Below are 16,395 nucleotides of genomic sequence, written 5' to 3'. Positions count from 1 at the left end.
ATTCAAGAAAGATTATAAATACCTAGAGTTGTAAGTTTTTCGTTTTCTTCTAAAAGGACGTCTTCCAGGCTTACGTTCAGCAAGTTGCATAAAGCGGCAAGATAAAAAAGATGATTGCCTAGCTCCTCCTTTAGGATCTCCCTGCAGTTGGGGCACAAATTGCCCTTCAGGTGGGTTTCCATGTATGAACTCAGGTCCTGAAGGCTGATGTTGCTGGGGATTTGCTGTTTTCTTGCGTTGATTTCCAGACATCCGCATACGGTGACCGATTTTGCTATGGCACGGTTGATGCGGCTTACGGTTTCTTGAAGTTTTGTGAGCACGTCTATGATGCTCTTGTGCCTTACGAGGCACTGGGAGACCGTGGCTTGGAATTCCTCATAGGTCAGGTCCTTCATTGTGATTCCCCCTATATTTTCTTACAAGTCTTATTATATCCATGACTTCGGGCGTTTGTCAAACTTAAGTTAGAATATAGAGAAAAATGTGAAGTATATTTTTCACCCATAATGAAAGGGGCTCATAAAAAATTCTGATTGACATAATTCTGTTATGTATAGTATAATTAAAATTTAACTTGACATTTCAGGAATTTTATGTTATTTAATAATAAAATAAAGTTATATTTTTTAGGGGGCTTCGGAATGTTCAACATTGGGGACAAGGTTGTCTATCCGATGCACGGAGCTGGGATTATTGAAGCCATAGAAGAGAAGGAAATTCTGGGGGAAAAACAGAAGTACTACGTCATGAGAATGCATTTCAAGAACATGAAGGTTATGATTCCCATAAAAAGCGTCAAAGCGATAGGCGTTCGTCAAGTCGTGAGTGATGAAGAGATAGAACAGGTATTCAAAATACTTCGCGGGGAAAAGAGCAAAATGCCGGCTAACTGGAATCACAGATACAGGGCCAATATGGAAAAAATTAAAAGCGGAAATATATTTCAGGTAGCGGAAGTTGTAAGAAATTTAGGGCTGAGGGAAAAGGAAAAGGGGCTTTCCACTGGCGAAAGGAGGATGTTTGAAAACGCAAAACAAATCCTTGCAAGCGAAATCGCCCTTTCGAAAAATATAGATGAGATAAGCGCCCACAGGATGATAGAAAGAGCGTTAGGGTAAGGGCGTTTTTTTTGTATCACCGCATTTTACCTTCCAAATGTGGATTGGAAGGAGATTTTATTATATAATGGGATTAGACGTAAGGAAAAAAAGTGCTAAAAATCGGCAATACTTTATATAGGAGGTGATAAAGAGTGATATACAGAATCATTCAAGCTGCTCTATCGCTTTTGGGACTTGTTATTGGGTACGAAATTTCTTTAATGGTATTTAAGGTAAACGAACTTTTGAACCTTTTATCCCTGAGCGAAACCAGTATAGGGGCTGGCAAGATAGTGAGCTCTATAATTTTCGCAATGATATTTTATTTACTAACTCCGAAGCTATTTTTGTGGGGGACCAGAACCAAGGAGTGGATGGAAAACAGGCTTCAGAAAACTCCTATGAGGGATATACTTTACGGATTTATAGGACTTTTTATGGGGCTTGTTATCGCGAATCTTTTTTCTAGAGCGCTTTTGGGCATTCCGTGGATGGGACCGTATTTGCTTATAGCAGCGAATCTAGTATTGGGGTACATCGGAGCGAGTGTTGCAATAAAAAAAGGGGAAGAATTGTCTGCCTTGATTCCCGTTCAAGTATGGCCCAAGAAACAGCAAACTGCACCGGCAATTTCCAACACAAATTCCAACAAGATAAAACCGAAGATTTTGGATACCAGTGTGATAATAGATGGACGAATCGCCGATATATGCCAGACTGGATTTATCGAAGGACCTATAATAGTTCCGAGCTTTGTGCTGGAAGAACTGAGGCACATAGCCGATTCGTCGGATGTCCTGAAAAGGAATCGCGGCCGCAGAGGGCTTGACATTTTGAACAGAATGCAAAAGGAAATGAATATCGAGGTACAGATTTGCGAAAAGGATTTCGAAGACATTGCAGAGGTTGACAGCAAATTGGTAAAACTTGCCCAGATGCTCGACGGAAAGATAATAACCAACGATTTTAACCTGAATAAAGTGGCGGAGCTGCATAAAGTTCCTGTCTTGAACATAAACGAACTTGCCAATGCGGTAAAACCGATAGTTCTCCCGGGTGAGGAAATGGTTGTGCAGGTTATAAAAGACGGCAAAGAGGCGGGGCAGGGGGTCGCATACCTGGACGATGGTACAATGATAGTGGTGGATGGTGGCAAAAAGCACATAGGTGAGACAATAGGTGTAATGGTGACCAGCGTGTTGCAGACTGCTGCCGGGAGGATGATTTTCGCAAAGCCTAAATCGATGTAGCCGGGGTGAAACAAATGAAAGTTGCGGCGGTGATAGCGGCCGGCGGCAGGGGTAGGAGGATGAATTCCACTTTGAGCAAGCAGTTTTTGATGCTGAAGGGGCGTCCCATCCTTTATTACACATTGAACACCTTTGAAAACTTGAAGGAAATCGATGAAATAATACTGGTAGTGGGGTCTTCGGATATTGTTTACGCACAAAAAGAAATTCTCTTGCCCTACCGATTTAGAAAGGTAAAGCTCGCAGAAGGCGGAAAGGAACGCCAGGATTCTGTTTACAACGGTTTGAGGAGCTGCTCTCCTCAAACCGATATTGTTGTTATACACGATGGAGTGCGACCGTTCGTCACGAGAAAGATAATTTTAGACAGCATTGAAGCTGCCAAAAAATACAAGGCCGTTGGTGTGGGAGTACCTGTGAAGGATACCATAAAAGTTGTGGACAAGGGATTTATTCTGAACACCCCCGACAGAAAAACCCTGTGGGCCATCCAGACGCCACAAACCTTTGAGTATTCACTGATACTCAAAGCTCACGAAGAGGCGAGAAAGAGTGGATTTTACGGCACGGATGATACAGTCCTTGTGGAAAGGCTTGGATTTCCCGTAGTAATGATAGAAGGGGCTTATGAGAACATCAAAATTACGACTCCGGAAGACATGATAGTTGCAGAGGCCTTTCTAAATATGGGATACGGAGATTTCAAGAGGTGAGAAAATGAGAGTAGGTATCGGATACGACGCCCACCGGCTGGTAAAGGGAAGAAAGCTGGTATTGGGCGGGGTTGAGATTCCTTACGAAAAAGGTCTGCTGGGCCATTCCGATGCGGATGTCGTGGTCCATGCAATAAATGACGCGCTTTTAGGGGCAGCGGCTCTGGGCGATATAGGCGTCCATTTTCCAGATACTGACCCGGAATACAAGGACATACGAAGCATTCTCCTTTTGAAGAGGGTAGGAGAGATGCTAAAACGCGAGGGTTTTGGGGTGGTCAACATAGATTCGGTAATTTGCGCCGAAAGGCCAAAGCTTTCCCCGTACATAGATAAGATGAGGGAAAACATAGCGCAGGCGTTGAACATATCTAAGGATAAGATAAGCATAAAAGCTACTACCACTGAGGGAATGGGGTTTGAGGGAAGAGGCGAGGGGATTTCAGCACAGGCCGTGTGCCTAATTAAAAAACTTTAAAGCCAAAAAGCCGGGTTTATCCCGCAAATTTTTTTTTTGCAACTCTTGACATTATTATAAAATGCATTGTATAATCATAAAAAAATTGAGTGCAGGTATACAAGAGCATTTGTAAGGGAGGGTGCCTAGGGTTCCGGTCTTTGAGGCGTCTGGACCGAGCGGCACCAGGCAGGCAAGTCCTGTCACACCGTAGGGATAAAAGCCCTCGGAAGGTCCCTGAAATGGGATTTTCCGAGGGCTTTTACATTATGATAAAAAATTATGCTATGCATGGAGGGATTTTAGATGATTTCATGGCCAAAGTCCAACGACGTGCTAGGAACAGTAAACAGAGGTAACCCTGCAGAATCAGGGCTCTGCACTCTCTGCAGGGCTGATTGCCAAGGCAAGTGTGAGACCTGGCTTTCAAGTCTCATCGGCAGGAAGATGCTTTACCCCAGAGATTTTGGAACAGTTACGGCAGGAAGCGGCAACACCATGCATCTTGGAGTTTCCTATAATTCTTTAAGGATTCTTGGATATAACTACGGCGCCACGGGGCTTAAGGAGAACTTGACAAATTCGGCGGATGACTGCATATTTCCCAACGTCGATGTATCTACGGAGTTTGGCAATAAAGAAAAGATTAAGGCTAGGGTTCCAATAATGACTGGGGCGTTGGGTTCGACTTTTATCGCTGCAAAGTACTGGGATTCCCTTGCAATAGGAGCTGCCCTTGTCGGGATTCCTATCGTAATAGGAGAAAATGTGGTTGGGGTTGACAAAAATTCTGTCATAGAAAATGGCAAGATAAAAGTAGCACCTGAACTTGACAGGAGAATAGAGACCTACCTTAGATACTACGACGGGTATGGAGCTATTTTTGTCCAGTTAAACGTAGAGGATACTCGAAATAAAGTGGCAGAATACGTCATAGAAAAATACGGCGACAAGGTCGTAATAGAGCTAAAGTGGGGGCAAGGAGCTAAATGCATAGGTGGTGAAATTCAGGTAAAGGACATTGAATATGCTACCTTCCTCAAGAAGAGGGGATATGTTGTAGATCCTGACCCCGAAAGGCCGGAAGTCATTGAAGCTTACAAGAACGGAGCAGTAAAGTCCTTTGCAAGGCACAGTAGGCTAGGGTACACAGACCTTTCTTCGCCGGAGGAAGTAAGAGAGCAATTTATGAAGACTGTAGAGTATTTAAGGAAATTGGGGTATAAGTGGATAACGTTAAAAACGGGATCTTACTCTGTTGACGGCCTTGCAATGGCGATTAAGTACGCGACTGAAGCTAAACTGGACCTGCTCACCATAGACGGTTCCGGTGGAGGAACCGGAATGAGCCCGTGGAATATGATGGAGACCTGGGGAATACCGTCTATACTGTTGCATTCGAAAGCTTATGAATATGCAACTATATTGAAAGAAAAAGGATACAAAGTCGTAGATATGGCCTTTGCTGGCGGATTTGCAAGAGAAGACCATATATTCAAAGCCCTTGCTTTGGGAGCACCTTTTGCAAAAGTAGTTTGCATGGGAAGGGCACTGATGATTCCCGCTTTCGTGGGGTCCAACATTGAAGGGGCACTACATCCAGAGAGAAAAGAAAAAGTCAACGGAAATTGGGATACATTACCTTCGACTGTTTCGCAGATAGGATTGAAGGCGGAAGAAATCTTTGCAGGGTACCACGAAGTCAAAAAGAAAGTCGGCGAAGACGAGATGAAAAACATACCTTACGGTGCCATTGCATTTTGGACTTTGGCCGATAAGCTTTCGGCAGGCTTACAACAGCTTATGGCAGGAGCGAGGAAGTTTACGGTTGGAGCTATTTCTAGGGACGACATTGCTTCTTGCAACAGGGAAACTGAAAAGGAGACGAAGATTCCTTTTATAACGGAAGTAAGAGAAGAAATTGCGATGAAAATCCTGAATTCGTAAAAGTTAGTTATTTTTTCGGTATTGACTTGCTATTGTGTTTTGGTGTATTATATTTTACAAAAGTAGGGGGTCCCATTACTGGCGGCAAGATGTGGAATCGACCACAGGGGAGTGGGGCCAATAGGGATGCCGGCCGCCTGGGCAAATTGTTGGATTTGCTCAGGCGGCTTTTGATTTTAAATAGAAAAGAGAGGAGGCCGAAAGATGCAAGAAGCTTGGGAAGGTTTTGTCCCGGGACGGTGGGTGGAGGAAATCGATGTGAGGGATTTCATAAAGAAGAATTATACTCCGTACTACGGAGGTGGCGAATTTTTAAAGGGGCCTTCGGAGAAAACCAGAAGGCTCTGGGAAAGGTGCAAGGCTTTGCTTGCGGAAGAAATAAAAAAAGGGGGCGTATTAGATATAGACACGAATACAGTATCCACAATAACAAGCCACGGTCCCGGATACATCAAAAGGGAAGATGAGGTAATAGTAGGCCTTCAAACCGATGAACCTCTGAAAAGGGCTGTCAATCCCTTCGGCGGTATAAGGATGGTTGAGCAGGCGTGCTCGGCTTATGGTTACAAGTTGAGCGATTCTATAAAGGAGATATTCACCAAATACCGCACTACACATAACGATGGCGTTTACAGGGCCTATACCGAGGAAATGCGCATGGCGAGAAAGCTGGGCATAATTACCGGGCTGCCGGACAGCTATGGGCGGGGAAGGATAATAGGTGATTACCGCAGGGTAGCGCTTTACGGCGTGGACAGGCTCATTGAAGTAAAGAAAAAAGACCTAAAAAATCTAATAGGCCCGATGACTCCGGAGCTGGTTCAGCTCAGGGAAGAAGTGGCATATCAGATAGAGGCTTTGATGGACCTGAAGCGTATGGCCGAAAGTTACGGGGTTGATATATCGCTTCCGGCGAAAAACGCGCGCGAGGCGGTACAATGGGTGTATTTTGCATACCTGGGTGCTATTAAAGAACAAAATGGTGCGGCCATGTCATTAGGCAGGGTTAGTACGTTTCTCGATATATATATCGAAAGGGACCTTAAAAAAAGCATTATCACCGAAGAGGAAGCTCAGGAGCTGATAGACCAGTTCGTTATAAAGCTTCGGATGGCGAGGCAGCTCAGGACGCAGGAGTACAACGAACTTTTTGCGGGAGATCCCATGTGGATAACGGAAGCTTTAGGAGGCGTGGGGCTTGACGGACGTCCTCTAGTCACCAAGACTACCTTTCGCTTTTTGAACACCCTTTTAAACCTGGGGCCGGCGCCTGAACCCAATCTTACTGTGCTTTGGTCGAAGGATTTGCCGGATAATTTCAAGCGCTTTTGTGCCGAAGTTTCCATAAAGACCAGCTCTATACAATACGAAAACGATGATCTGATGAGGCCGATTTTCGGGGATGATTACGGCATAGCCTGCTGCGTTTCTGCTATGAAACTCGGAAAGCAGATGCAGTTCTTCGGTGCCAGGGTAAATCTGGCAAAAGCGCTGCTTCTAGCCATAAACGGTGGAAGGGATGAAATTACCGGTGTGGAGATCGGCCCAAGGCTTGAGCCCTTGCCGGAAGGGCCACTGAACTTTGACGGAGTGTGGGAAAGGTACATTAAAGTCCTAGAGTGGCTCGCGAATCTTTACATCGATACCATGAATCTCATACATTACATGCACGACAAGTACGATTACGAAAAACTTCAAATGGCCCTTCACGATACGGATGTGGAAAGGCTTATGGCTTTTGGAATTGCTGGATTTTCAGTGACGGTAGATTCGCTCAGTGCCATAAAGTATGCAAAAGTTACGCCGATAAGAGATGACAGAGGGATTTGCGTAGATTTTAAGGTAGAGGGTGATTACCCGAAATACGGGAATGACGATGAAAGGGTTGATTCGATTGCCGTTTCCCTTGTTAAAACTTTTTACGGATTTTTGAGCAGGAAACCCCTCTACAGGGGTGCTAAACCTACCATGTCCATACTCACAATCACATCGAATGTGGTTTACGGGAAAAAGACCGGTGCTACTCCCGACGGCAGAAAGGCAGGAGAGCCTTTCGCGCCCGGAGCAAATCCCATGCACGGGCGAGATGAAAATGGACCGCTGGCTGCCTTTAATTCGGTCTGCAAAATTCCTTACGAGTACTGCAGGGACGGCATATCCTATACATTTTCGATCGTGCCGAAGGCTCTGGGGAGAACGGAGGAAGCGAGGATAAAAAACCTTGTGAGCCTTTTGGACGGGTATTTTGCAAAAGGCGGGCATCATATAAACGTAAATGTTATGGACAAGGAACTTCTCATAGATGCCATGAAAAACCCTCACAAGTACCCGCAACTCACGATAAGGGTGTCCGGTTACGCCGTCCATTTCGTAAAGCTTTCCAGGGAGCAACAGCTAGAAGTGATTTCCCGGACATTTTTCGAAAGCATGAGGTGATAAGGTGGGGCAAAAGGGCAGGGTGCATTCTGTCGAAAGTATGGGGACATTAGATGGGCCGGGGATACGTTTCGTGGTATTTTTGCAGGGATGCTCCTTGAGGTGCGTTTACTGCCATAATCCGGACACCTGGCCGCTTTCAGGCGGGAGGGTAGAAGACGCAGATATTCTGGTGGAAAGAATAGTTTCATTTAAGCCATATATGGATGCATCGGGAGGGGGAGTAACCCTTTCTGGGGGTGAGCCCACCCTCCAGCCGGATTTTGCGGCGCACATCATGAAAAAGTGCAAAGATGCAGGCATAAATACGGCCCTCGATACAGCGGGGTATTGCAAAAAGGATGCTTTTGAAAAAATCCTACCTTATACCGACCTCGTCCTGTTTGATATAAAGCATTTAGACCCGAAAGTACACGTCAAGCTTACCGGTAGGGATAACCGATTAATCCTAGAAAATCTTCGCTATATAGATTCTCTTGGCAAGAGGATTTGGATAAGACATGTGCTACTACCTGGGATAACAGATGACGTAACGCACCTTAAAAAACTGGGCGAATTTTTGAAAAGCCTAAATTCGCTGGAGCTGGTGGAACTTTTGCCCTATCACAAATTGGGAATCCACAAGTGGGAGGCTCTCGGACTAAAGTATCCATTGAAGGACGTAAAACCGCCGTGCCGAAAAATTCTGGAAAGGGCAAAGGCGATTTTGGGAGAAATGGGGTTAAACGTTATTTAGGATGCTAGTTTCTAAATAAACAGCTTAGAAAATGGTTTTTGATAAATTCTGATAAAATCGCTTGACTTAAATACTAAATTCTATTATCATAAAAAGCAAAACAGAATAAAAAGATAAGCGATGACGGGGTTATGTAGGCCCGATACCCTTACAGAGAGAAACCGCCGGCGGCTGAGAGCGGTTTCAAGGAAAGGCGGGAACGAAGTTGCGCCCCTGAGTTCAGGCCTTGAAATCAAAAGTAGAGGCCTGCGGCTTAGGCCGTTAAGGAAAAGAGCGAAAAATCAGAGTGGGACCGCGGGCCTTTCGCCTCTGCAGAGGTGAAAGGCCTTTATTATTAAGCAAAAATAATACAATAATAATAGAATTTGAGGAGGGGAAATATGTCCTTTTTAAAAACCATAAGGGAAGACATAAAAGTCGTATTCGAGCGCGATCCAGCGGCAAAAAGCATCCTGGAAGTAATCCTTTGCTATCCTGGGTTTCATGCCATTTTGATGCATAGAATAGCTCATTTCTTTTACCAGAAAAAGTTATTTCTGATAGCTAGGATTATATCCCAGATATCCAGGTTTTTAACGGGCATAGAAATACACCCGGGGGCCAAAATAGGTAAGGGCTTTTTCATAGACCACGGAATGGGAGTGGTGATTGGCGAGACCACCGAAATTGGAGATAACGTCACCCTGTATCAGGGAGTGACTTTAGGAGGCACGGGCAAGGAAAAGGGGAAAAGGCATCCGACTCTCGGCAACAATATAGTCGTAGGGGCTGGCGCTAAAATCCTCGGACCGATAAAGATTGGCGACAACTGCAAAATAGGAGCTGGTGCGGTGGTTTTGAAGGACGTGCCGCCTAACTGCACGGTGGTGGGTGTGCCTGGTAAGGCTGTTGTGAGAAAGAAGATAGACTTTGCAAAGGCTGACTTTACAAAAGTTGACCTGGACCATCACCTTCTGCCCGACCCGGTGGCAGATATGATGAAGAGTTTGCAAAGGAAAATAGAGGAGTTAGAGCAAAGGATAAAGCAACTTGAAAGGAGGCAAGAAGGTGAAGATATACAATACCCTGACAAAAAAGAAAGAGGAGTTCATACCGCTTAACGGAAACAAGGTTACCATATACGCCTGCGGTCCCACGGTTTACGACTATTTTCACGTGGGCAACGCGAGGGTTTTCATAACCTTTGATGTGGTGAGAAATTACCTGAAATACAAGGGTTATGATGTAAAATTCGTTCAAAATTTCACCGACGTTGATGATAAGATGATAAAGAGAGCAAACGAAGAAGGGATTACCGTCAAGGAATTAGGTGACAGGTTCATCGAGGAGTACTTCAAAGACGCAGATGCCCTCAACATAAAAAGGGCCGACGTTCACCCGAGGGCTACGGAACACATACAAGATATCATAGAATTCATAAAGGTGCTGATAGAAAAGGGCTATGCTTACGTTGTGGAGGGTGACGTTTATTTTTCGGCAAAGAGCTTTCCCGGTTACGGTAAGCTCTCTGGGCAGAATTTGGAGGAACTCGAGGCTGGGGCGAGAGTAGAGCCCGGAGAAAAAAAGAGGGATCCGATGGACTTCGCCCTATGGAAAGCGAAAAAACCCGGCGAGCCTGCCTGGCTCAGTCCTTGGGGAGAGGGAAGGCCTGGCTGGCACATAGAATGTTCGGTTATGGCGATAAAACACCTGGGAGAGACCATAGACATCCACGGCGGGGGACCGGACCTAATCTTTCCCCACCACGAAAACGAAATCGCCCAGAGCGAAGCCGTCACCGGAAAGCCCTTTGCCAGATTCTTCATGCACGTAGGTTACCTAAATATCAACAATGAAAAAATGTCGAAGTCCTTGGGAAATTTCTTTACAGTAAGGGAAATTCTTAAGGAATACGAAGCGGAAGTGCTGAGGCTTTTGATGCTGTCGTCCCATTACAGGAGCCCTATTAACTTCAGCAAGGAGTTAATGGAACAATCAAAGAGTGCATTGGAGCGACTTTATACGGCGCTTTATGCCATGGAGCATCTGGAAAAAGTAGCGCCGGAAAGACAAATGAGCAATATGGAAGAGGAATATATAAAAAGGCAGTTGGAAAACAAGGAAAAATTTATCGAAAGCATGGACGATGATTTTAACACCGCAAGCGCCATAGCCGCTTTATTCGATATCGTAAGGGAGTTTAACGTGAGCTTAAGCGAGAATTCCTCAAAGGAAGCAGTAAAAAAGACAAAAGAGCTGGTGCTGGAATTAGGAGGAGTCCTTGGGCTTTTTTCAAAATTCCAGCCGGCGCTGCTTGATGAAGAGATCGAGCGAATGATAAAAGAAAGAGAGGAAGCGAGAAAAGCGAAAAATTACGCGCTCGCCGATAAGATCAGGGATGAGCTCAAAGCTCGGGGAATAATAATTGAAGATACGCCGACCGGCACCAGGTGGCGGCGGGCTTAACGGAGTGGTGAGTAGTGGAAAACGAAAAGAATAAAAGCGTATCGGAGCTTTCTTCCTTGGCATTGGCTTTTGTGGGAGACGCCGTGTTCAACCTGTTTGTCAGGACAATGGTGGTGGGAAGCGGGAAAAAAGTGAAGGACCTTCATCAGGAGACGGTAAAGTATGTCAGGGCTTCGGCACAAGCCGAAGTCCTGAAAAAAATAGAAGAGTACCTGACGCCTGAAGAGAGGGATGTGGTGCGAAAGGCCCGAAACGCAAAAGTAAATTCGGTGCCCAAGAACGCGGATATAATGGACTACCATTACAGCACCGGTTTTGAGGCGCTCTTGGGCTACCTTTACCTTTCGGGGAAAAACGATAGACTCAACAAAATCCTCATGGCTTCCTTTGCATTGGTCAATTCCGGACAGGATACTTCCCGCAGCTGAAGGCTCCTTCCGGGCAGTACCCCGTGGCCTCGCAGGGAGCTCCGGCCTTTTTGAAAAGGTTCGGGGCTATTTTTCTTACTTCGTCCAGCATCATCCGGGCTAACTTTCGGATTTCCGACTGGGCCCTTTCGCAGCAGCGGAGGTTAAAGAAATTATAAAGGCTCCTCGCGTTCATGGTGACAACGAGGTTTGTGCAGGTCCCCATCGGCAGTATGTAGCGGGCGTCCTCCTTGTCGACTCCCATTTTCACCATGTCAAGGTAAGCCTTTTTGCAATTTTCCAGGGCGGCTATATACGTCAAAATCGCATCAAGATTTTTTTCTATTTCCGCCGGAAGTACGCAGTAATAGCGCTGCGCGATATAATCTCTCGCCTGTGTTTTAATTTTGCTGAAAAATTCCGGAGCCATTTTGCAAAGATTCGCCAGTTTTTCCCTGGAATATAGTGAACGGACAAAATCAAGTCCATCATAAATAAAAAGACAAAAATCCACCGCTTTCTTTCCGGATAAAAAGAGGCTTTCGCCCTTTTGCTCAAACTCAAAAGGGGTTTGAGAGAGAATCGAATAAAATTTTTCTGGGAAAGATAAGGAAAAACCGTCATCGGTTATTTTGCCGTCGGCGTCGAATAGCCCCCTTAAATAGTGGCCGGGGTATTCGCGGTTGATTTTGTCCGGTAGATTTTTTCTTATTTCTTCCAGTTCGGCTTCTTTTATGTCTCCTCCTACGAGAGCCATGTATTTTCCGCTTGAGGCAACACCCTGCAGGTATGCCCTGTTTTGGGCTTTCAAACAGGTGGTTTGTGCTTCATCCTGACTACTCAGTTCTTCTTCGAAAGGATTGTTATACCTCAAACTTTGAACCGAGTATGAGGCTATCCGGTGGCGGGTGAGCTGGGCGAGTAATGTTCGGCTGACTCCTTCTACGGCGAAGGTAAAGCTTACATGCTCCAAAGGCGACATGTGGCCCGAATTTATCAGTTTTTGTATGAAAGAAGCCACCTTTTCGTCGGTTAAGTTTTCCATAATTTCCATTGGGCCGATTCTGGAATAACAAAGGCGGGCCGCTGCAGCCACTGTTTTTTCGGGTTCGGGGGTATGGGTCAAAACGGTTACCCTCATGTTATTCGCCTCCTTGACTTTTAAAGCAAATTGAAATATCATGATTACAAACTTCGTTTACACCATTATATCATTAAGAGCATTTACCGAAAACAGCGATTGGCAAAATCCATCATGGGGAGTGGTGGGACATAGAAAAGGAGTTTCAAATAGAAGGGAAAAATGCGGTGCTGGAAGCTTTGAAAGCAGGCCGGCCTTTGAATAAAATTTATATAAAAAAAGGAAAGCAGCAGGGCGACATAAAAAAGATAATAGAGCTTGCAAAAAGCGCTGGCATACCCGTCGTGGAGCTTCCCTGCGAAAGTTTTGTAAAGATGGCCCAGACTAGGAATCCTCAAGGGATAATTGCCGTTACTTCGCCAAAGGAATACGTTTCAGTTGAGGACCTTTTGGAAGCGGCTGAAGAAATGAACGAGGAGCCATTCATTTTTGTGCTGAATGAAATAAGCGACCCCCAGAACCTGGGAAGCATTATAAGAACCGCCGACTGTTTGGGTGTCCACGGTATAGTAATTCCGAAACGAAGGGCCTGTGCAGTTACGCCTGCTGTGGTCAAGGTGTCGGAGGGAACTTCCGAGCATGTAAACGTGGCGCGGGTTGTCAACATAGCTTCGACCCTGGAATACTTTAAGGAAAGGGGAATATGGGTGGTAGGCGCCGACCCGGAGGGTAAACCTTACTACGAGGCGGATTTAACAGGACCCATTGCCCTGGTGGTGGGGGGCGAGGATAAAGGGTTAGGGAAACTGGTAAAGGAAAAATGTGACTTTCTGGTTAGCCTTCCCATGCGGGGGCACGTGACGTCACTTAACGCTGCAGTTGCCGCGGCGGTCCTAGGATATGAAATTTTGAGGCAAAGGGAAGGAAGGCATGGTTGAAAAACAGGAAGAATATTTATTTGTAGACGGATATAATGTTATAAATGCATGGCCGGAGCTTATAGAGGCAAAAAGCGTAAGCCTTGAGACAGCAAGGGACAAGCTAGTGGATATCATGAGCGACTACGCAGCTCAAACAGGGACGAAAATTATCGTGGTCTTCGATGCCCATCATGTCGAAGGGAGTTGTGGGGCTCATTACTTCATAAATGGGGTAGAGGTAGTATTCACAAGAGAAGGGGAGACTGCTGATGCATACATAGAAAGATCGGTAGACTCTATGGGAAAGAAAGATAAAGTAAGAGTAGCTACTTCCGACTGGATAGAGCAGCAAATTGTAATGGGTCGCGGAGCTATACGGGTGTCAGCAAGGGAATTAAGGAATGAAATACTGGCTTTGGCGGAAAAAAGGAGAAGGCAGGAAGAAATACAGAAGTTAGAAAGAAATACATTGGCGGAAAGGGTAGATAAAAGCATATTAAGACTCATTCTCGAGCGCTTTAAAGGCGGCAAGGGAGCTTGACTACTCGAATTACTATGAGCTATAATGGAATAGGTCTATTTCTGCAGGGGGCGATAATGTGAAGGCGGGGCTTCATAAAAAAGAGTTTGCCTGTTACGAGGACATGCAGGACGAGGAGGTAGTGTACGAGGCAAGAAGCGGAAGCCGCGAAGCGTTGGAGTACCTTATAAACAAATACAAGAATTTTGTGAAATCAAAGGCGAGGTCCTATTTCTTAATAGGGGCAGATCGGGAAGACATAATTCAAGAAGGCATGATAGGCCTTTATAAGGCAATAAGGGATTTTAACCCGGATAAACTATCGTCCTTCAGGGCTTTCGCGGAGCTATGCATTACAAGGCAGATAATCACAGCTATTAAAACGGCTACCCGCCAAAAGCATATACCGCTCAATTCTTACGTTTCTTTAAATAAGCCTATTTACGATGAAGATTCGGAACGCACGCTGATGGATGTGTTATCCGAGGTAAAGATTACCGACCCGGAGGAACTCATAATCAGCCGGGAAGAAGTGGCAGATATAGAGTGCAAGATGGGAGAAATATTAAGCAAGTTAGAATGGGAAGTGCTGATATCCTACTTAAACGGGAAGTCCTACCAGGAGATAGCAAAAGAACTTAAGCGACACGTAAAATCTATCGACAACGCCCTGCAGAGGGTAAAAAGAAAACTGGAAAAATATTTGGAAGTAAGGGATATTTAAGTAATAAAATAGCTATTGACCAAAACATTTTTTGCTTTTATAATATAAAGAGCACGGCAGTGTGGAGAGATGCCCGAGTTGGCCAAAGGGGGCAGACTGTAAATCTGCTGGCGCACGCCTTCGGTGGTTCGAATCCACCTCTCTCCACCATGATGCGGGAATAGCTCAGATGGCAGAGCACCAGCCTTCCAAGCTGGGTGTCGCGGGTTCGAATCCCGTTTCCCGCTCCAAAAGTTGACGTCGCGGGGTGGAGCAGTCTGGAAGCTCGTCGGGCTCATAACCCGAAGGTCGCTGGTTCAAATCCAGCCCCCGCCACCATAGATATGCCCACGTAGCTCAGTCGGCAGAGCGTCGCCTTGGTAAGGCGGAGGTCGCCGGTTCGATCCCGGTCGTGGGCTCCATTTTTATGTTGAAACTATTTGAAAATTGACTTTTATTTGGTTATAATATAGGAGGACGAGCATTTTTTTATTATTTTAATTTTTATTCTACATAATTAAGGAGGAAAAGCGATGGCAAAGCAAAAATTTGAGAGGAAGAAGCCTCACGTAAACGTAGGCACGATAGGTCACGTAGACCACGGGAAGACCACATTGACAGCGGCGATAACGAGGGTTTTGTCGACCGCTGGATTTGCGAACTTTGTAGCTTACGACCAAATAGACAAGGCGCCCGAGGAGAGGGAGCGCGGAATAACGATAGCGACGGCGCACGTGGAATACGAGACTGAAAAGAGGCACTACGCCCACGTGGATTGTCCGGGGCATGCCGACTACGTAAAGAACATGATAACAGGGGCGGCGCAGATGGACGGTGCGATACTGGTGGTATCGGCGGCTGACGGGCCGATGCCCCAGACGAGGGAGCACATCCTGCTGGCGAGGCAGGTAGGGGTGCCGTATATAGTGGTATTCATGAACAAGGTGGACATGGTGGACGATCCGGAGCTTTTGGAACTTGTGGAGATGGAAGTGAGGGAGCTACTTTCCACGTATGAATTTCCTGGGGATGAAGTGCCGGTGATAGCAGGTTCAGCGTTGAAGGCGTTAGAGTGCGGGTGCGGCAAGAGGGAGTGCGAATGGTGCGGCAAGATATGGGCTTTGATGGACGCGGTAGACGAATATATACCGACGCCGCAGCGGGATGCTGACAAGCCGTTCCTGATGCCGATAGAGGACGTATTTTCCATAACAGGCCGTGGGACGGTAGTGACGGGGAGAGTAGAGAGAGGGACATTGAAAGTAGGAGACGAAGTAGAGATAGTGGGACTTTCACCGGAGAAGAAGAAGACGGTAGTGACAGGAGTAGAGATGTTCCGGAAGGTATTGGACCAGGCGGTAGCAGGGGACAACATAGGAGCGCTGCTTCGCGGCATAGACAAGAACGAAGTAGAGAGGGGCATGGTAATAGCGAAACCTGGGAGTGTGCATCCGCACACGAAGTTTAAGGGACAGGTATACGTTTTGAAGAAGGAAGAAGGGGGAAGGCACACGCCGTTTTTCAACGGATACAGGCCGCAGTTTTACTTTAGGACGACGGACGTGACAGGGGTAATAAAGTTACCGGAAGGCACGGAGATGGTAATGCCCGGGGACAACATTGTAATGGAGATAGAGCTGATAGCGCCGATAGCGATGGAAGAAGGCCTTCGTTTTG

The 16,395-nt window shown here is 46.0% G+C and carries 17 protein-coding genes, 4 tRNA genes, 1 pseudogene and 1 riboswitch; of the genes and pseudogenes, 19 read left to right on the top strand and 3 right to left on the bottom strand.

All coding sequences use genetic code 11. The features are described 5' to 3' along the window. Positions 1–2: 2 nt before the first annotated feature. Positions 3–398 carry a nucleoside triphosphate pyrophosphohydrolase family protein gene (locus tag BUB66_RS08485; RefSeq protein WP_073257548.1) on the bottom strand — a complete coding sequence of 132 codons (396 nt, stop codon included), beginning with the start codon at positions 396–398 and terminating at the stop codon, positions 3–5. A gap of 246 nt (positions 399–644) precedes the next feature. Here BUB66_RS08485 and BUB66_RS08480 point away from each other — a divergent pair, with 246 nt between their 5' ends. The 10 genes from BUB66_RS08480 to BUB66_RS08430 all read left to right on the top strand — a co-directional run bounded on the left by BUB66_RS08480 (position 645) and on the right by BUB66_RS08430 (position 11,515). Further along, positions 645–1,121 (top strand): CarD family transcriptional regulator, encoded by a 477-nt coding sequence (locus tag BUB66_RS08480; RefSeq protein ID WP_073257543.1) that lies wholly within the window; start codon positions 645–647, stop codon positions 1,119–1,121. Between the two features lie 134 nt (positions 1,122–1,255). Further along, positions 1,256–2,353, top strand: a complete 1,098-nt coding sequence (locus BUB66_RS08475) for a PIN/TRAM domain-containing protein (RefSeq protein WP_073257541.1) — start codon at positions 1,256–1,258, stop codon at positions 2,351–2,353. A 14-nt stretch (positions 2,354–2,367) separates the two neighbouring features. After that, positions 2,368–3,066 carry a 2-C-methyl-D-erythritol 4-phosphate cytidylyltransferase gene (gene ispD, locus BUB66_RS08470; RefSeq protein WP_073257539.1) on the top strand — a complete coding sequence of 233 codons (699 nt, stop codon included), beginning with the start codon at positions 2,368–2,370 and terminating at the stop codon, positions 3,064–3,066. Positions 3,067–3,070: 4 nt separating this feature from the next. Next, positions 3,071–3,544 carry a 2-C-methyl-D-erythritol 2,4-cyclodiphosphate synthase gene (ispF, locus tag BUB66_RS08465; protein ID WP_073257537.1) on the top strand — a complete coding sequence of 158 codons (474 nt, stop codon included), beginning with the start codon at positions 3,071–3,073 and terminating at the stop codon, positions 3,542–3,544. A gap of 285 nt (positions 3,545–3,829) precedes the next feature. Further along, a complete protein-coding gene (locus BUB66_RS08460; RefSeq protein ID WP_073257535.1) occupies positions 3,830–5,470 on the top strand; it encodes a glutamate synthase-related protein in 1,641 nt (546 codons plus the stop codon). Between the two features lie 64 nt (positions 5,471–5,534). Continuing rightward, a riboswitch (ZMP/ZTP riboswitch) is annotated at positions 5,535–5,620 on the top strand. Positions 5,621–5,674: 54 nt separating this feature from the next. Then, on the top strand, positions 5,675–7,906 hold the full coding sequence (pflB, locus tag BUB66_RS08455; RefSeq protein WP_073257532.1) for a formate C-acetyltransferase: 2,232 nt from the start codon (positions 5,675–5,677) through the stop codon (positions 7,904–7,906). Positions 7,907–7,910: 4 nt separating this feature from the next. Then, entirely contained in the window at positions 7,911–8,642 is a 732-nt protein-coding gene (gene pflA / locus BUB66_RS08450) for a pyruvate formate-lyase-activating protein (protein WP_206744210.1), read from the top strand. Between the two features lie 380 nt (positions 8,643–9,022). Next, on the top strand, positions 9,023–9,742 hold the full coding sequence (gene epsC, locus BUB66_RS08440; protein ID WP_073257528.1) for a serine O-acetyltransferase EpsC: 720 nt from the start codon (positions 9,023–9,025) through the stop codon (positions 9,740–9,742). Continuing rightward, positions 9,690–11,087: a cysteine--tRNA ligase gene (gene cysS, locus BUB66_RS08435; RefSeq protein WP_073257526.1), complete on the top strand. Its 1,398-nt coding sequence runs from the start codon at positions 9,690–9,692 to the stop codon at positions 11,085–11,087. Before epsC ends, cysS begins: the two co-directional genes overlap by 53 nt. A gap of 14 nt (positions 11,088–11,101) precedes the next feature. After that, complete coding sequence (locus tag BUB66_RS08430; RefSeq protein WP_073257525.1) at positions 11,102–11,515, top strand: Mini-ribonuclease 3; 414 nt, start codon at positions 11,102–11,104, stop codon at positions 11,513–11,515. On the opposite strand, the gene thyX (BUB66_RS08425) is transcribed toward BUB66_RS08430, so the two are convergent. Both thyX (BUB66_RS08425) and thyX (BUB66_RS12735) read right to left on the bottom strand, forming a co-directional pair. Continuing rightward, positions 11,484–12,251: an FAD-dependent thymidylate synthase gene (thyX, locus tag BUB66_RS08425; RefSeq protein WP_425291877.1), complete on the bottom strand. Its 768-nt coding sequence runs from the start codon at positions 12,249–12,251 to the stop codon at positions 11,484–11,486. The two genes, BUB66_RS08430 and thyX (BUB66_RS08425), sit on opposite strands and share 32 nt — an antisense overlap. A 108-nt stretch (positions 12,252–12,359) precedes the next feature. Further along, a pseudogene (thyX, locus tag BUB66_RS12735) lies at positions 12,360–12,635 on the bottom strand (FAD-dependent thymidylate synthase); the annotation flags it as partial. A 40-nt stretch (positions 12,636–12,675) separates the two neighbouring features. Here thyX (BUB66_RS12735) and BUB66_RS12525 point away from each other — a divergent pair. The 9 genes from BUB66_RS12525 to tuf form a co-directional block, all read left to right on the top strand. Then, the gene (locus tag BUB66_RS12525) at positions 12,676–12,840 is read left to right on the top strand and encodes a hypothetical protein (RefSeq protein ID WP_244269807.1); all 165 of its coding nucleotides are present in this window, start codon (positions 12,676–12,678) and stop codon (positions 12,838–12,840) included. After that, positions 12,803–13,513: a 23S rRNA (guanosine(2251)-2'-O)-methyltransferase RlmB gene (gene rlmB, locus BUB66_RS08420; protein WP_425291876.1), complete on the top strand. Its 711-nt coding sequence runs from the start codon at positions 12,803–12,805 to the stop codon at positions 13,511–13,513. Before BUB66_RS12525 ends, rlmB begins: the two co-directional genes overlap by 38 nt. Continuing rightward, entirely contained in the window at positions 13,506–14,036 is a 531-nt protein-coding gene (locus BUB66_RS08415; protein WP_073257520.1) for an NYN domain-containing protein, read from the top strand. The genes rlmB and BUB66_RS08415 overlap by 8 nt, the downstream gene beginning before the upstream one ends. Positions 14,037–14,094: 58 nt before the next feature. Further along, entirely contained in the window at positions 14,095–14,739 is a 645-nt protein-coding gene (gene sigH / locus BUB66_RS08410; RefSeq protein ID WP_073257518.1) for an RNA polymerase sporulation sigma factor SigH, read from the top strand. A gap of 63 nt (positions 14,740–14,802) precedes the next feature. Then, positions 14,803–14,889: transfer RNA gene (locus BUB66_RS08405), tRNA-Tyr, on the top strand. Between the two features lie 4 nt (positions 14,890–14,893). Continuing rightward, positions 14,894–14,969: transfer RNA gene (locus BUB66_RS08400), tRNA-Gly, on the top strand. A gap of 11 nt (positions 14,970–14,980) precedes the next feature. Continuing rightward, positions 14,981–15,057, top strand: a tRNA-Met gene (locus BUB66_RS08395). A 7-nt stretch (positions 15,058–15,064) separates the two neighbouring features. Next, positions 15,065–15,140: transfer RNA gene (locus BUB66_RS08390), tRNA-Thr, on the top strand. 111 nt (positions 15,141–15,251) lie between these two features. After that, positions 15,252–16,395, top strand: a 1,144-nt coding sequence (gene tuf, locus BUB66_RS08385; RefSeq protein ID WP_073254191.1) for an elongation factor Tu, incomplete at its 3' end; no start/stop codon positions are given.

The organism is Caldanaerovirga acetigignens, from assembly GCF_900142995.1.
GTDB lineage: Bacteria > Bacillota > Thermosediminibacteria > Thermosediminibacterales > Thermosediminibacteraceae > Fervidicola > Fervidicola acetigignens.
Note: the sequence above shows the minus strand (reverse complement) of the source record. Positions and strands in the feature narration are given on the sequence as shown.

Coding starts and splice junctions, on each gene's coding strand:
- BUB66_RS08485 (WP_073257548.1), bottom strand. CDS start 398: ATGAAGGACCTGACCTATGAGGAATTCCAAGCCACGGTCTCCCAGTGC.
- BUB66_RS08480 (WP_073257543.1), top strand. CDS start 645: ATGTTCAACATTGGGGACAAGGTTGTCTATCCGATGCACGGAGCTGGG.
- ispD (WP_073257539.1), top strand. CDS start 2,368: ATGAAAGTTGCGGCGGTGATAGCGGCCGGCGGCAGGGGTAGGAGGATG.
- ispF (WP_073257537.1), top strand. CDS start 3,071: ATGAGAGTAGGTATCGGATACGACGCCCACCGGCTGGTAAAGGGAAGA.
- BUB66_RS08460 (WP_073257535.1), top strand. CDS start 3,830: ATGATTTCATGGCCAAAGTCCAACGACGTGCTAGGAACAGTAAACAGA.
- pflB (WP_073257532.1), top strand. CDS start 5,675: ATGCAAGAAGCTTGGGAAGGTTTTGTCCCGGGACGGTGGGTGGAGGAA.
- epsC (WP_073257528.1), top strand. CDS start 9,023: ATGTCCTTTTTAAAAACCATAAGGGAAGACATAAAAGTCGTATTCGAG.
- thyX (WP_425291877.1), bottom strand. CDS start 12,251: ATGGCTCTCGTAGGAGGAGACATAAAAGAAGCCGAACTGGAAGAAATA.
- BUB66_RS12525 (WP_244269807.1), top strand. CDS start 12,676: ATGATTACAAACTTCGTTTACACCATTATATCATTAAGAGCATTTACC.
- BUB66_RS08415 (WP_073257520.1), top strand. CDS start 13,506: ATGGTTGAAAAACAGGAAGAATATTTATTTGTAGACGGATATAATGTT.